The sequence below is a fragment of the Novosphingobium aromaticivorans DSM 12444 genome (assembly GCF_000013325.1).
Lineage (GTDB): Bacteria > Pseudomonadota > Alphaproteobacteria > Sphingomonadales > Sphingomonadaceae > Novosphingobium > Novosphingobium aromaticivorans.
In genome coordinates, this window is the sequence record NC_007794.1 from 2,058,360 (window position 1) to 2,072,993 (window position 14,634).

The 14,634-nt window shown below is 63.8% G+C and carries 12 protein-coding genes and 1 tRNA gene; 2 read left to right on the top strand and 11 right to left on the bottom strand.

Going from position 1 to position 14,634, the window contains the following annotated elements:
* Positions 1–30 precede the first annotated feature (30 nt).
* A complete protein-coding gene (locus SARO_RS09740; RefSeq protein ID WP_011445592.1) occupies positions 31–942 on the bottom strand; it encodes an SPOR domain-containing protein in 912 nt (303 codons plus the stop codon).
* Entirely contained in the window at positions 926–1,960 is a 1,035-nt protein-coding gene (locus tag SARO_RS09745) for a lytic murein transglycosylase (RefSeq protein WP_049759514.1), read from the bottom strand. The genes SARO_RS09740 and SARO_RS09745 overlap by 17 nt, the downstream gene beginning before the upstream one ends.
* 142 nt (positions 1,961–2,102) lie before the next feature.
* Here SARO_RS09745 and SARO_RS09750 point away from each other — a divergent pair.
* A tRNA-Ser gene (locus SARO_RS09750) sits at positions 2,103–2,192 on the top strand.
* A gap of 15 nt (positions 2,193–2,207) precedes the next feature.
* Here SARO_RS09750 and SARO_RS21030 read toward each other — a convergent pair.
* The 3 genes from SARO_RS21030 to SARO_RS09760 all read right to left on the bottom strand — a co-directional run bounded on the left by SARO_RS21030 (position 2,208) and on the right by SARO_RS09760 (position 5,300).
* Complete coding sequence (locus SARO_RS21030) at positions 2,208–2,351, bottom strand: hypothetical protein (RefSeq protein WP_157042428.1); 144 nt, start codon at positions 2,349–2,351, stop codon at positions 2,208–2,210.
* Positions 2,352–2,523: 172 nt separating this feature from the next.
* The gene (gene lpdA / locus SARO_RS09755; protein ID WP_011445594.1) at positions 2,524–3,936 is read right to left on the bottom strand and encodes a dihydrolipoyl dehydrogenase; all 1,413 of its coding nucleotides are present in this window, start codon (positions 3,934–3,936) and stop codon (positions 2,524–2,526) included.
* 80 nt (positions 3,937–4,016) lie between these two features.
* The gene (locus tag SARO_RS09760) at positions 4,017–5,300 is read right to left on the bottom strand and encodes a pyruvate dehydrogenase complex dihydrolipoamide acetyltransferase (protein WP_011445595.1); all 1,284 of its coding nucleotides are present in this window, start codon (positions 5,298–5,300) and stop codon (positions 4,017–4,019) included.
* Between the two features lie 172 nt (positions 5,301–5,472).
* Between SARO_RS09760 and SARO_RS09765 the strand changes: the two genes are divergently transcribed.
* Positions 5,473–5,931: a universal stress protein gene (locus SARO_RS09765; RefSeq protein ID WP_011445596.1), complete on the top strand. Its 459-nt coding sequence runs from the start codon at positions 5,473–5,475 to the stop codon at positions 5,929–5,931.
* A 12-nt stretch (positions 5,932–5,943) separates the two neighbouring features.
* On the opposite strand, the gene SARO_RS09770 is transcribed toward SARO_RS09765, so the two are convergent.
* From SARO_RS09770 to SARO_RS09795, 6 genes are all read right to left on the bottom strand, one after another.
* Positions 5,944–8,223, bottom strand: a complete 2,280-nt coding sequence (locus SARO_RS09770) for a ribonuclease R family protein (protein ID WP_011445597.1) — start codon at positions 8,221–8,223, stop codon at positions 5,944–5,946.
* A 40-nt stretch (positions 8,224–8,263) separates the two neighbouring features.
* Positions 8,264–9,583, bottom strand: coding sequence for a M20/M25/M40 family metallo-hydrolase (locus SARO_RS09775; RefSeq protein ID WP_011445598.1), 1,320 nt, complete (start codon positions 9,581–9,583; stop codon positions 8,264–8,266).
* 83 nt (positions 9,584–9,666) lie between these two features.
* Positions 9,667–11,214, bottom strand: coding sequence for a proline--tRNA ligase (gene proS / locus SARO_RS09780; RefSeq protein WP_011445599.1), 1,548 nt, complete (start codon positions 11,212–11,214; stop codon positions 9,667–9,669).
* A 70-nt stretch (positions 11,215–11,284) separates the two neighbouring features.
* The gene (phaR, locus tag SARO_RS09785) at positions 11,285–11,839 is read right to left on the bottom strand and encodes a polyhydroxyalkanoate synthesis repressor PhaR (RefSeq protein WP_041550278.1); all 555 of its coding nucleotides are present in this window, start codon (positions 11,837–11,839) and stop codon (positions 11,285–11,287) included.
* A gap of 82 nt (positions 11,840–11,921) precedes the next feature.
* Complete coding sequence (gene alr, locus SARO_RS09790; protein ID WP_011445601.1) at positions 11,922–12,992, bottom strand: alanine racemase; 1,071 nt, start codon at positions 12,990–12,992, stop codon at positions 11,922–11,924.
* Positions 12,985–14,619, bottom strand: coding sequence for an MFS transporter (locus SARO_RS09795; protein ID WP_011445602.1), 1,635 nt, complete (start codon positions 14,617–14,619; stop codon positions 12,985–12,987). The genes alr and SARO_RS09795 overlap by 8 nt, the downstream gene beginning before the upstream one ends.
* Positions 14,620–14,634 lie beyond the last annotated feature (15 nt).

Consider the following 14,634-nt stretch of genomic DNA (forward strand, 5'->3'; position numbering starts at 1 on the left):
CCCGGTCACACGGAGCCGCCGCACCAGGGCTCAAGGAGCAGCGACGACCCTCGCGTCGGCATAGCCCGCCGCGCGCACCTTCGCCAGCGCCGCGTCAGCTTGTCCACGATCCTTGTGTGGCCCGGTTCGCACACGCCAGACTTTGCCCCCTGAGGTTGCTGTACCGCCCAGCGCCCGCGCAACCTTTTCAGCACGTTCGCGCGTGGAATAGGCGCCCGCCTGCACGAACAATCCATGCCCCGCCCCGACCGGCGCTGAAGCCTTGGCCCGAGGAGCACTTCGAGGCTTCACCGCGGTCTTCGCTTGCGGGATCGGCATCGATGACGGCAAGGCGGTCGGTGTGGAACCCAAAGCGCCTGCCGCAGCCACTGGCAGTGTCGACGGCAGGACGGGCGGTGCCACAACTAGCCCCAGCTTTCGCTTCAGCGCCGCAAGCAATCCCGGCGGGGTGTCCATCCTGACCGGAGCCTGCGCCCCGTCGCGAAGCAGAGCACGCTCTGCTTCGGGCGGATTGACCCTGCGCACCCGCACCGGCACCCTATCGGAAGCCCCGGCCCCCAGTTGCATCCACGCGCCCGGTGCAAGCGAGACGACGTCGTTACCAGTCATCGGTCCGCGCCGGGTCAATCGGACCAGGATTGTCCTGCCTGTTTCGAGCGATGTCACTTCGACGTAGCTGGGTAGCGGCAAGGTGCGGTGTGCACCGCTGATCCCTTCCCCCTCGGCCTGCGAAGCGTAGCCCACCGAATCGTAATTCAATGTATCTGCCGGCGTATAGGTGACGCCATCGACCTGGAACGGGGCGCCAAGAACCATCGGATAGTCGCCCGCCGGCCCGCGAATGATGTCGACAGACGGCCCGAAAACGCGGGCGTCTGCACCGCCGCAGGCAGCAAGCAACAGGGTCGTCGCAATCGCGATATGGCTAACGGCTGATCTCATCTGCAAGAAGTCCCACGGACAAAGCGTAAAAGTTCGAGCAGTTGTAATCGAGGATAACCCTATAATTTCCGGTTAGCAGGTAGGCAGTCCTGCCCTGCCCATCGGGTTCGAGCAGACTAGCCAGCACATCGTCGCCTGGCCATGCCCCGAACTTTGGCGCAATACCCAGCGCGCGCCATTCGCGCATGGTCTTCCAGCCCGAATGGCGTTCGAAAACCCGGGGACAGCGCGGGCTCCGCAGCGTCGTACCTAGGCTCGAGCGATCGAGGTCCGCCGGCACCGTTACCGCCACGCCCCAGGGCTGGCCCGGTCGCCATCCCGCATCGCGGAAATAGTTGGCGATAGACGCCAATGTGTCCGCGCGGCTGGTCCAGATATCCGCGAAGCCGTCGCCATCCCCGTCCTGCGCCACGCGCAGATAGACCGAAGGAAGGAACTGCGGATTGCCGAATGCGCCGGCCCAGCTCCCCACCAACTTCGATCGCGGCACGCCCCGGTCCACCATTTTCATGGCAGCGATGAATTCGTCCGCAAACAACTCCCGCCGACGCCCTTCATAGGCCAGGGTCGCCAGCGCGCGCGGCAGATCGAAGTTTCCAGTGTAGCCACCGTAGTCTGTTTCGTGGCCCCAGATCGCCAGAAGGATCGGGCCTGGTACGCCATAACGCCGTTCGATCGTCGCAAGTTGCCCACTGGCGGCGGCGAACTGGCGCCGGCCCCGCGCGATGCGCGCAGCGTCGACATGCTGGCGCCGATAGGGTTCGAAGTTCGCAATCGGACCTGTCGCGGACCCAGGCTGGCTGCGATCCAGCTCGATAACACGGTGGTTAAGCGTGAGCCCGGACGTCATCGCCGAAATCGTGGTTTCCCGGACTCCTTCACCCCGCGCACGCGCCGAAAGAAGTTGCAGGTATCCTTGAAAACCAGCCTCTTCCTGATCGACCTGTGCACCTGCGGGGCCCGCCAGAACCAACGCCAAGGCGGCTGTCAGCCCAGCCCGCAAACCTCTCTTACCCATCGAAAAAATCATCAAACCTGTCTCGCACGGATACTTCCGGATGGGAATCCCCTTTGCGACCGATGTGGAAGGCGCTAACGGCGAACCGAGCGAGGCGCGGGCCAACGACCGGCGGAACGCTCGGCGGAAAATTGCTCCGCATGGACAGGTGGCCGAGTGGTTTAAGGCAGCGGTCTTGAAAACCGCCGTGGGTGCAAGCTCACCGTGGGTTCGAATCCCACCCTGTCCGCCAAGTCGTGGCTGGCGTTCAGTGTTCTTCGGATTCCGGGATTTCCACCGCCTTCAGGGACATGTCTTCCTGGTCCACGTGGCGCCCAGGCGCCGTGCTCTTGCAACGCCATTCGGACTGCCAGGGAGTCGGGTTGATCGGCTCTTCGATCTCGTATTCCATCGGGCACACTCCTGCATCCCCAACAATGCTGCTCGCATGGTGTTCCGCACCGATACGACGAGGTGTGGCGCTGCGTCGTCAGTCACAACCTGGCGGGGCATCCCCGGCAAAAAGGCGCGGAGGTTGCCCCTCCGCGCCTTTTCATGGCTGTCAATGGTTTGAGGTGGAAACCTCAGATGTGGATGGCGCGTCCGTAAGCAGCCAGAACGCTTTCGTGCATCGATTCGCTGATGGTCGGATGCGGGAACACCGTGTGCATCAGTTCGGCCTCTGTCGTCTCCAGCGTCTTGCCGACCACATAGCCTTGAATCATCTCGGTCACTTCAGCGCCGATCATGTGCGCACCGAGCAATTCGCCGGTCTTGGCATCGAACACGGTCTTCACGAAGCCCTCGGGCTCGCCCAGCGCGATAGCCTTGCCATTGCCGATGAAGGGGAAGGTCCCGACCTTCACCGCGTAGCCTGCTTCCTTGGCCTTGGCCTCGGTCAGGCCGACGCTTGCGATCTGCGGGTGACAGTAGGTGCATCCCGGGATGTTCCCCCGGTCCATCGGGTGCGGGTGAACCTCCTTGTTGCCCAGTTCCGCGGCGATGGCCTCAGCAGCGATCACGCCTTCATGGCTGGCCTTGTGCGCCAGCCATGGCCCCGGCGTAACGTCGCCGATGGCCCACAGGCCCTTGACGTTCGTGCGGCCATAACCGTCGATGGCGATGATCCCGCGCTCAGCCTTCACCCCCAGCGCTTCGAGGCCGATGTGCTCGGTATTCGGCACGATGCCGACCGCAACGATGACATGGCTGTAATCGCCTTCCGCGACCTTGCCATCCTTGCCCTTGATCTTCGCCTTCACGCCCGAGGCCGAAACGGCCAGGCTTTCGACGCCTGCGCCGGTCATGATCTTCATGCCCTGCTTGGTTAGCGCCTTTTCGAGGAAGGCCGAAACGTCGGCATCTTCCACGGGCACCACCCGGTCCATCATCTCGACGACAGTAACTTCTGCCCCCATATCATTGTAGAAGCTGGCAAATTCTATGCCGATCGCACCCGATCCGATGACCAGAAGCTTGGTTGGCATCTCCTTGGGCGTCATCGCGTGGCGATAGGTCCACACGCGCTCGCCGTCGGCCTTGGCGAACGGCAAGTCGCGGGCGCGGGCTCCGGTGGCGACGATCACATGCTTGGCCGAGATGGTTTCGGAACCCTTGTCGCCAGTGACTTCCACCGACGTGGCCGACTTCAGAATACCGTTGCCCATGTGCACGGTAATCTTGTTCTTCTTCATCAGGTGCGTGACGCCCTGGTTGAGCTGCTTGGCAACTCCGCGGGACCGCTTGACCACCGCGTCGAGGTCCGCACGGATGTTGTCGGCCGCAAGACCGTAGGCGGCGGCATGCTTCATATGGTTCAGCACTTCGGCCGAGCGCAGGAGCGCCTTGGTCGGGATACAACCCCAGTTAAGGCAGATGCCGCCGAGGTTCTCGCGCTCGACGATGGCCGTCTTCAGGCCAAGCTGGGCGCAGCGGATCGCCGCGACATAGCCGCCGGGGCCCGATCCGAGGACGATGACGTCATACTGTTCAGCCACGCAAATGCTCCTTCAGGCCATTTTCGGCCCATGATCTAGCGAAGCGGGCGGCATGCTGCCGCTCGCAGAATGGTCAGGCGTCAGGCGACCAGGCCGAGCGGGTTCTCGATCAGGTTCTTGAACGCCTGCATGAGTTCAGCGCCATCCGCTCCGTCGATCGCGCGGTGATCGAAGCTGCCCGTCGCCGACATGACCGTGGCGATGCCAAGCGCACCGTCGATGACGTAGGGGCGCTGTTCGCCCGCGCCGACAGCCATGATCATCGCCTGCGGCGGGTTGATTACCGCATCGAAGTTCTTGATGCCGAACATGCCGAGGTTCGAAAGCGATGCGGTCCCGCCCTGGTACTCGTGCGGCTGCAGCTTGCCCTCACGAGCCTTGTTGGCCAGCGCCTTCATCTCGGTGGCGATGGCGGAGACAGACTTCGAGCCGGCATCGACAATGATCGGCGTAATCAGGCCCGACGGCGCGGCAACGGCCACCGAAATATCCGCGCGCTTGAAGCTGCGCAGTTCGTCGCCGGCAAAGCTGACGTTGCACTTGGGCACCTGCATCAGCGCCTTGGCCAGCGCCTTGATGATGAGGTCGTTGACCGACAACTTGACGCCCTGTGCCTCGAGCGCCTTGTTCAGATCACCGCGCAGCTTGAGCAGCGCGTCGAGGCGAATGTCGACGGTGAGATAGATGTGCGGGATCGTCTGCTTCGCCTCGGTCAGGCGGCGCGCGATGGTCTTGCGCACATTGTTGAGCTTCTGCGCCTCGTAGGGGATGCCGAAGTCTGGCACGGCCGCCGGGGCACGAGCAGGGGCGGCTGCCGACGCGACCGCGGGCGCCACGGTAGAAACTGGCGCGGCAGCGGCGGGCTTCGCACCCTCGACGTCGGCGCGAATAATGCGCCCATTAGGACCAGAGCCTGCCACACCCTTGAGATCAATACCCTTGTCCGCCGCGATGCGCTTGGCCAGCGGGGTGGCGATTACGCGGTCACCCTTGCTAGCGGACGCCGCTGCAGGAGCGGGGGTGGAAACCGCCGCCGGCGCGGGCTCTGCCTTGGGCGCAGGAACCGGCACAGGCGCCGCAGCGGGAGCGACGGCCTTAGGAGCGGGAGCACTGGCATCTTCATCCTCGCCCGCCAAGGTTGCGATGACGGTCCCGACCTTCACGCCTTCAGATCCTTCGGCCACGTCAATGGAAACAATCGTGCCTTCATCGACCGCTTCGAATTCCATGGTCGCCTTGTCGGTCTCGATCTCGGCCATGATGTCGCCGGAAGAGACCTTATCGCCCACCTTCACCAGCCACTTGGCGAGAGTTCCCTCCTCCATCGTCGGGGAGAGGGCGGGCATCTTGATGGCGATGGGCATGGGCGTGTTTTCCGTGTCCTGGTAGCGCAGGGATGAAGGCGCCGTAGCGGAAACCTCACCTGCATCTTTTCTCGGCGCCATTTCACCAGCATGGCGTGTCGGGTCAAGTGGGTTGCCGCTTGCGCCGCATACGAATTTGCCGATACCTGTGCTTCGGGAAGGACAAATCGCCATGTCGCAGCGCATCTACCTGGTCATCATGGACGAGACCGACGAGGCCAAGGCAGCCCTGCGCTTTGCCGCGCGCCGTGCAGTGCGCACGACGGGAGCAGTCCACATCCTGGCCTTGGTCCCCCAGCAGGAGTTCGTTGCCTTTGGCGGCGTGCAGGCTACGATTGAGGAGGAAGCGCGCGACCGGGCCGAAGTGCTGGCGATGACAGCCGCCGGCAGCCTTGCCAGCGAATCCGGTCTGACGCCCGTCATCGCAGTCCGCCAGGGCGATGGACCAAAGGTAGTGCGAGAATACCTCGGCGAGCATCCTGAAGTGTCGGCACTCGTCCTCGGCGCGGCGGGCGGCAGCAACCCCGGACCGCTTGTTTCGCACTTCGCCGGGATCGCGGGACAGCTTCCCTGCCCTCTGATGATCGTCCCCGGTGCGATTTCCGATCAGGAAATCGACCGGTTCAGCTGACGGAACTGCTCGCTACTTCTTGCGACCCTGATGGCGGATGTTGGACGGTCGTCCGCGCTTTCCCGCCATGTAGTTGCCTTGCCTGCGCGGTTTCTGCTCCGACCGACCGCCGCGCCGTTCGATGCGCTGAACGCCTTCGGCAACGTCGACCGGCTCAAACTTCAGCGCTCCGGTCAGCGGGTTCGCCTCTGCGAGACGGAGCTTGAGGATCTGACCCATCGCGAATTCCTCGCCTCTCAACTCCCCGATAAGGCGCTGGGCCTTTTCGTCGTAGTTGAAGCGTTCGGCCCCGAGCGTGGAGACCGGTACCAAACCATCGCCACCAAGCCCGATGATCGTTGCGAACAGGCCAAACTTCTGGACGCCGGTGATCCTCGTGTCGAATACCTCACCGACCTTGCCCGACAGCCAGGCCGCGACATAGCGATCGATAGTCTCGCGCTCGGCCTCCATCGCTCGACGCTCGGCGTTACTGATCGCTTCCGATACGCGGGCGAGATCGGCGCGGTCGCGGTCGGACAGGCCGGACGTGGGTGGCACCCCGACTGATGGACGCGGCTGTTCAAGATCGTAAGCGTCGACCAGCGCCCGATGTACCAGGAGGTCGGAATAGCGACGGATTGGTGATGTGAAGTGGGCGTAAGAACCCAGTGCCAGGCCGAAATGCCCGGCATTGCGCGGGCCATAATAGGCCTGGGTCTGGCTGCGCAGCACCGCTTCCATGATGAGTGCCTTCTCCGCCTCGTCCGCGATGTCCTTTAGCATGCGGTTGAACAGCGAAGGCGTGATCACCTGTCCGAGCGACAATTTGCGGTCGAAGGTCGCGAGATAGTCCTTGAGCGCGACCAGTTTTTCCCGGTTCGGCGGCTCGTGGATGCGATAGACGACCGGCGCCACCTTGGCTTCCAGCGCCTTTGCGGCGGCAACGTTGGCCGCGATCATGAAGTCCTCGACCACGCGATGCGCGTCGAGCCTCTCGCGAATCGCGATCTCCGCGATCTTGCCCGCGCTATCCAGAACGACCCGGCGCTCCGGCAGTTCGAGTTCGAGAGGGTCACGAGCGTGGCGGGCCTTTTCGAGCAGGCGCCAGGCATCCCAGAGATGGACGAGATGAGGGGCTGCTTCCTTGCTATCGATCCGGCGCTGCGCCTCCTCATAGGCTATGACTTCGGCAATGCGAACGAGCGCGCGCGTGAAGCGGAAGTCCTTGACCCGCCCGTGGGCGTCGATCGAAAGGTGGCAGGCCATCGCCGCACGGTCGGCACCGGACTTGAGCGAACAGACGTCGGCGCTCAATACCTCGGGCAGCATCGGCACGACACGATCAGGGAAGTAGACCGAGTTGCCGCGCTTGCGGGCCTCTCGGTCGGTCTGGCCGCCGGGGCGGACGTAGAAGCTGACGTCGGCAATGGCGACGATCGCGCGGAAGCCGCCTTCCCCATCCGGCTCGGCCCAGATGGCATCGTCGTGATCGCGCGCGTCTGCGGGATCGATTGCAACGATGGGCAGATGGCGCAGGTCCTCGCGGCGCGCTTCGCTGAGCGGCAGCTTCGCCGCAACCTCTGCCTCCTCGATCGCTGCTGGCGGGAAGACAAAGGGAATGCCGTGTTTGTGGATCGCGATCAGGCTGAATGCGCGCGGGGCGAGCGGATCACCGAGAACGGCGGTAACCCTCATTCCTGAGCGGGGCGAGCGGCCCGCCGGTTCGGCAAGGACGAGTTGACCTTCCTCGGCGCCGCCCAAATCCGAAATGGGCACGGCATTGCGCACGCGCTTGTCCACTGGCGCTAGCCAGCCCTTGCCGGTACCGTCCAGTTCGACGACCCCCATGAGCCGTTCCTCGCCACCCTGGAGCTTCTTCATCGGATGCGCGAGCCAGCCCTTCCCCGCCTCCTCGGTACGGGCAAGGATGCGATCGCCGACGCGGAGCGCGGCGTTGCGCTCGCGCGGCTTGCCCCTCGGCTCGACCACTCGCAAGCGCGGCGGCGGGCTTGCGTCATCGGGTTGCCAGGTGTCGGGAATGGCGACCGGCTCGCCTTCGTCGATCTCGACGATGCGCAGTACGGTGACGCGCGGCACGCCGCCCATGGCGTGGAACGCACTGCGATTGCCGTCGATCAGGCCTTCCTCGGCCATGTCCTTGAGCAGCGCCTTGAGCGCGATCTTCTCTGTACCCTTGAGGCCGAACGCCTTGGCGATCTCGCGCTTGCCGGCAGGCTCGTCAGACTGCGCGATGAAATCCAGCACCTGTTGGCGCGTGGGAAGACCCTGGGGAAATTTGTGCTTAGCCATTGAGGGGCATGTGGTCCCTGCGCCCCCGGATGGCAAGCGGTTACGGTTTCGCCAGCGGGGCGAACTGCCCGCCAGGCACCGCCGAGGCAATCGGACTTTCGCTACCGTCCGCCGCCATGGCGCTCACGCCAAACAGCCAGTCGTCAGCGCGCACGCCCTTGAGACTGGCTTTCAGGTCACCCGTTTCCAGCAAGCGGGTCTCCCACATCGGCGCATCGGTCCTCCGTTGCCACAGCACATAGCGAAACGCGCCGGGCACCGCCTGCCACTCCACGTCGGTACTTGGCTGCACTGCACCTTTGACCACCGGAGCCGGGGGCATAGGCGTCCGTGCCAGCCTCGCCAGCGCCCGTACGTTGAGCCTCGTCACTTTCGCCAGATAGGGAAAATCCATCTCGTCCATGGTATCGCCGAACTTCACTCCGCCTTCGGTGCGCAAGTCCTGATGTTGGTGCTCGTAATCCTCCACGGCGACGGTAAAACGCACGGCGGGAAAGCCCCTGTCAGAAAACGGCAGTTGGTCCCCGCCCCGGCCAAGCCGGTCCGCGCGCCAGACCTGCCGCACCGCCAAGCCCTTCGCGTCCGCCTCGGCTAGCCCTGCCAGCCAGCGCGAGATGTTGCGCGAAGGGCTGTCGTTCTCGCCGCCATAACGCCGCATCTGCGCGCGCAGGGCATCGGTAGCGTCGGCACGCGGCCCTTCGGATAGCACCCGCACATGCGTATCGTCCCGGTACCCGTCCGATCCGGTCGATCCACCGACGATATCGTTGTTGAGGACGGCTTTCACGGTCCATCCCTGCCGCGCACCATAATCAGCCAGCAGCTTGCCGCCGAGCAGCCCCTGTTCCTCGCCCGAAAGTACTGCATAGACGACGGTGGTCGGAAAGCGCTCCTTCGAGAGCACCCGTGCCGCTTCCAGCACCAGCGCGGTGCCTGAAGCGTCGTCGTTCGCGCCCGGCGCGTCCTTAACCGCATCGAGAACATCGGAAACGCGGCTGTCGATGTGACCCTGGACAATCACAACCTCGTTGGGCCGCTCGGTCCCGCGCTGGATCGCCACCACATCGACCAACCGCGTCGGCACCGGCACTCGGTCGCCACTCACCACGGTTTCAGGCAACACGATCTCGAAGCAACTGCCGCAGGCGGCCGATGCCTTGCGAAATTCGGCTTCAGCCCATTTTCGAGCAGCCCCGATTCCGCGCCTCGGATCGGATTGCGAGGACAGGGTATGCCGCGTGCCGAAACTGACCAGCTTCTCCACGTCAGCACGAAGCCGCGCCTGAGAAACGGCATCTTCGGGTGCGGCCCGCGCAATGGTCGGTGCCAGCAGCGGGATCAGGACAAGCATCGTTCGCATGGCGCGCGACAATATCGCACGTCTACGCCACGCCAAGACGCTGGGCCCAAAAGGGTGGCGATAGCACGCCACCCTCAAGGAAATCAGTAGGACCGCGCGATCAGGATCTTCTCGACCGCGGGCTCGCCGGTGAAGGGGCAAGCGCCCACAGGCTTTTCCGCGTCCATCGGCGTGTTGCGGATGGTCAGCTTCAGCGCCTTGAGTTGCTCGACAACCTTGTCGAGCGCTTCGCCGGTGGGCTTGGCCCAGCCCATCTCGACCCATCCCGGGTACTTGTTGCCCTCCGCAAAGTATCCCTTGAGGCCTTCAAGGTCGGTCACGTCGCGCACGATCTGCGCATCGCGGCGCGCACGGGCTTCATCATAGAGTGCAGCCTGGATCGATTCGAGTTCGGTCGCGGCGCTGGCGAGGAAGTCGTCCTTGGCCTGGCCAACGAAGTTAGGCTTGGCATCCTGGCGCCACAGGCGATCCCGCCGCAGCACGGAAACCAGGCCGCCTTCGGCATCGCGTCCGCCGATCTCGAGAATGAGCGGCATGCCTTTCTTGACCCACGCCCAGCGCTTCTGCGTGGCCTTGCCGGGGCGCTTGTCGAGGAGAACGCGGATGCGTTCCCCGAACACCGACAGCTTTACCAGAGACGCGCGGATTTCCTCGCAATAGGCCAGCAGCGCGTCATCGCCTTCGTTATCGCGGAGCATCGGCAGGATGACGATCTGCTGCGGTGCGACCTGAGGGGGCACTCGCAGACCATCGTCGTCTCCGTGGGTCATGATGACGCCGCCGATCAGACGAGTGGAGACGCCCCACGACGTGGTGTGCGCGAGGGCCTGCTGGCCTTCCTTGTTCTGGTACTGGATGCCCGCCGCCTTGGCGAAGGTCGTGCCTAGGTAGTGCGAAGTGCCGGCCTGGAGGGCCTTGCCATCCTGCATCATGGCCTCGATCGAGAAGGTCTCGACCGCACCGGGGAAACGCTCGTTCTCGGGCTTGGGTCCCGCGATCACCGGCATGGCGAGCGGGCCTTCGGCAAAGGCACGATACATTTCGAGCGCGCGCAGGGTTTCCTTCATCGCGTCCGCCTCGTCGACGTGCGCGGTGTGGCCTTCCTGCCAGAGGAACTCGCTGGTGCGGAGGAACATGCGCGTGCGCATTTCCCAGCGCACGACGTTGGCCCACTGATTGGTAAGCAGCGGAAGATCCCGCCAGGACTGAATCCAGCGAGACATCGCCGCGCCGATAACGGTCTCGGAAGTGGGACGGACCACAAGCGGCTCTTCCAGCTTGGCTTCCGGGTCGGGCGTCAGGCCGCCCTTTCCGTCCGAAATAAGGCGGTGGTGCGTGACGACCGCCATTTCCTTGGCAAAGCCTTCGACGTGTTCCGCTTCCTTGGTGAAGTAGGACAACGGGATGAACAGCGGGAAGTAGCAGTTCTCGACGCCTGCCTCCTTGATCTCGGCATCCATAAGCTTCTGGATACGTTCCCAGATGCCATAACCCCAAGGCTTGATGACCATGCAGCCGCGCACACCGGATTCCTCGGCAAGCTCGGCCTCGGCGATCACGGCCTGGTACCACTGGGCGAAGTCGTCGGCGCGCTTGACGTTGAGCGCGTGCTTTATTGCGGGCTGGTTCATGGGCTGGCGCGTTAAAGCCCAAAGGCGTTTCCCGCAATGCCCCGCGTAGGGCGATTGCGGGAGACGGGCATCACTTCGAGAGCTGGTCGAGCTTCTTCTGCATCTCGGCCATCTGCTTGCGCAGGACGTCGAGATCGTCGGCCTCCGCCGGTTCGGGCTTGGCGTCGTCGCGCTGGACGGCACCGGGCACGAAGGCTGCAGCGGCGGCCTTGAACATTTCCATGTTGCGCTGTGCCAACTGGGCAAGCGGGTTGGCGCCAATGCTGTCCTCAATCGCCTTGCGCAGCTTGACCTGATTCTCGCGGAAATGATCCATCGAGGCTTCGAGGTAGCCGGGCAGGAGGGCCTGCATCGAATTGCCGTACATCGAGATGAGCTGGCGCAGGAAGTTCGTGGGGAGCATCTGCTCGCCCGCCGCTTCCTCTTCCATGATGATCTGGGTGAGGATCGCATGGGTAAGGTCGGCGCCGGTCTTGGCGTCGATTACCTGGAAGTCAACGTTGTCCTTTACCATTTGCGCGAGGTGATCGAGCGTGATGTAGCTGGACGTACTGGTATTATAGAGACGGCGATTGGCGTATTTCTTGATGATCACCGTTCCGCCGGACTTGCCTTCATTTGCCATGACGTGCGCCCCCACTGCGACATTTCTACTATTAGCATGTGCAGTATGTGCGGCGCAACAAGTCTCGACAAATGGTTTAGATTCAATTCCGGCGGGAAAATCTACGCCCCAGCACCGTAAGCAGTTCGTACTGCGAAAGGCCGCTTTCGCGCGCTGCGCGCGGCAAGTCGTAGGATGCGACCAGCCAATCCCCCTCGTTGCATGACGGGACTCCGCCAAGGTCGACGATGGTGAGGTCCATAGACACCCGGCCGAGGACGGGTACTTCGACTCCATCGAACAGGAAGCTACCCCGCCCGGTCCAGCAGCGAAGATAGCCGTCGGCATAGCCGATCGCGAGAACGCCGACCCGCATCGGGCGATCAGCGGTAAAGATCGCATTGTAGCCGACTTTGTCGCCTGGTTGGAGATGGCGGACCTGGATGACCGCTGCTTCGGGACGCGCGACCTGGCGGATCGTGCCGGCAAATTCGGGCCTGGCGATGCCGCCATAGAGAGCGATGCCCGGGCGAGTGACGTCCGCGTGGAAGCCCGCACCGAGCGCTATGCCGGCGCTGTTGGCAAGGCTGTAGCGACGGGCGGGAATGGCGGCGCGGACCGTTTCGAAGCGAAGGCGCTGTTGCTCGTTCTGCGGAACATCCTCATCCGCACTTGCGAGGTGGCTGAGGCAAAGGTCCACATCGAGGTCAGCCAGCGCTGGATCGGCGATCTCGGACATGGCGAGGCCAAGTCGACTCATTCCGGTATCGACCATGACGTGGCACCGTCCGCCGCCTGTTTCCTGCCAGAGACGGGCCTGCGACAGGCTGTTCAGAACTGGCCTTGCACCAGTTGCCCGAGCGAAGGCGGCTTCCGCCGCATTCATGGGACCATGCAGCACGGCGATGCTGGCTGCGGGGACATGCGGCAGGAGGTTCGGCACTTCCGCCCAATGCGCGACGAAGAAGTCGCGACAACCCGCGCCGACAAGGATGCGCGAGACACGCGCAGCGCCCAGTCCATAGGCATCAGCCTTTACTGCAGCGCCGGCGGTCGCCGTGCCCGACATCGCGTCGAGTGCGCGCCAGTTAGACGCAAGCGCATCGGCATCGATCCGCAGGCGAAGGGAGGACTCGGGCAGGTCGGGCGTCGTCGGAAGGGAAATGTCAGTCATCCGTGAAGTCGGCGGGCAGGCCTGGCCGCAAACCCCACGCCGCAACGAGGAGCGCGACCAGGACGACCACCCAAGTGTACCATAGCCCGGCATAGGGATCGCCGGTGCGCGCGACGATGTAGCTGGAAATCAGCGGCAGGAAACCCCCGAAGTAGCCCGTGCCGAGATGATACGGGATCGACATCGAACTGTATCGGATGCGCGGCGGGAACATCTCGGAAAGAAGGGCGGCCACCGGCCCGTAGGTCGCACCGGACATCGCCATGAGCGCCAGCAGCGCACCGATAACCGCGACAATCCGGCCGAGCGAGGGCTGGACCTTGGCGAAATCGTAGCCATGCGCGGAAAGCTCGGACTGGAGCGCCTTGGCGCGCGCAGCAGCCTTGTCCGTCCACGGATAGCTGGCAAGATCAACCGCTGAACCACCTGCGGTCATGCCAAACACAGCGTCATCGCGCAGACTATAAGACACACCGGACGCCGCCAGGTCAGCCAGGAGCTTGCCGCAATTGCTGACTTGTTCAGAGGCAAAGGGGCTGTAGTTGCAGTCAGGCCCGGCTACGACGACCGGGTTGCGCTCTGCCGCCTCGGCGAGTTGCGGATTGGCGGCGGCCCCCATCAGCCAGAACGTGGGAAAGAGCATTAGCAGCGTGACGGCATAGCCGATGATGATGGGCTTCTTACGGCCGATACGGTCGGAAAGAGAGCCGAAGTAGATGAAGAAGCCCATTCCGAGTGTGGCGCCGATACCGACGACGACCTCGGCCAGAGTATCCTCCATGCGCATTGCAGACTTGAGGAAGCTGAGGCCGGAGAACATCGCCGTGTACCAGATCACGGTTAGCCCGGCGGCGATGCCGAACAGCGCGATGAAAATGCGGCGCTTGTTGCCAGGGTAGGTGAAGCTTTCGACGAAGGGATTACCGGCAAGCTCGCCCTCCTCCTTCATCGCCTGGAACACCGGACTTTCCGACAGCTTCATGCGCATCCACAACGAAATCGCGAGAAGCGCGAGGCTGACCAGGAACGGCACGCGCCAACCCCAGTCGTTCCACACGGCATCGCTCATCAGCGCCTTGCTGGACAGGACTACGATCAGACTCAGCACGAAGCCGCCCACGACGCTGGCCTGGATGTAGCTGGTGTAATAGCCGCGACGGCCGCCCGGTGCATGCTCTGCAACATAGATCGCAGCGCCGCCGTACTCCCCACCCAGTGCCAGCCCTTGCAGCACGCGCAGCAGGATGACGATGGCCGGTGCGGCAAGGCCGATGGTCGCGGCAGAGGGGATCAGGCCGACGCCCGCCGTGGCGACACCCATGAGCGTGACCGTGACGAGAAAGGTATACTTGCGGCCGAGCTTGTCGCCGAGATAGCCGAACAAGACTGCGCCGAGCGGACGGAAGCCGAAGCCGACGGCAAATCCCGCCCACACCAGCAGCACCTGGAGCGTTGCGTTGTCCGAGGGAAAGAACGTCCTGCCGATGATTGATGCCAGCGTGCCGTAGATGAAGAAATCGTACCATTCGAACACGGTACCCGCCGAACTGGCGGCGATCACGAGCCTGATATCCGACGCGCTCGGCTTCGCGGCGTCGTTCTTCGTTACGGATGCATTCACGCACATTCCCCCGATACGTCC

What these genes read in the sequence shown, in the direction of transcription:
- SARO_RS09745 (WP_049759514.1), bottom strand. Translation starts at nt 1,960, where the DNA reads ATGGGTAAGAGAGGTTTGCGGGCTGGGCTGACAGCCGCCTTGGCGTTG.
- SARO_RS09740 (WP_011445592.1), bottom strand. Translation starts at nt 942, where the DNA reads ATGAGATCAGCCGTTAGCCATATCGCGATTGCGACGACCCTGTTGCTT.
- SARO_RS09765 (WP_011445596.1), top strand. Translation starts at nt 5,473, where the DNA reads ATGTCGCAGCGCATCTACCTGGTCATCATGGACGAGACCGACGAGGCC.
- SARO_RS21030 (WP_157042428.1), bottom strand. Translation starts at nt 2,351, where the DNA reads ATGGAATACGAGATCGAAGAGCCGATCAACCCGACTCCCTGGCAGTCC.
- proS (WP_011445599.1), bottom strand. Translation starts at nt 11,214, where the DNA reads ATGAACCAGCCCGCAATAAAGCACGCGCTCAACGTCAAGCGCGCCGAC.
- SARO_RS09795 (WP_011445602.1), bottom strand. Translation starts at nt 14,619, where the DNA reads ATGTGCGTGAATGCATCCGTAACGAAGAACGACGCCGCGAAGCCGAGC.
- SARO_RS09770 (WP_011445597.1), bottom strand. Translation starts at nt 8,223, where the DNA reads ATGGCTAAGCACAAATTTCCCCAGGGTCTTCCCACGCGCCAACAGGTG.
- SARO_RS09775 (WP_011445598.1), bottom strand. Translation starts at nt 9,583, where the DNA reads ATGCGAACGATGCTTGTCCTGATCCCGCTGCTGGCACCGACCATTGCG.
- alr (WP_011445601.1), bottom strand. Translation starts at nt 12,992, where the DNA reads ATGACTGACATTTCCCTTCCGACGACGCCCGACCTGCCCGAGTCCTCC.
- SARO_RS09760 (WP_011445595.1), bottom strand. Translation starts at nt 5,300, where the DNA reads ATGCCCATCGCCATCAAGATGCCCGCCCTCTCCCCGACGATGGAGGAG.
- phaR (WP_041550278.1), bottom strand. Translation starts at nt 11,839, where the DNA reads ATGGCAAATGAAGGCAAGTCCGGCGGAACGGTGATCATCAAGAAATAC.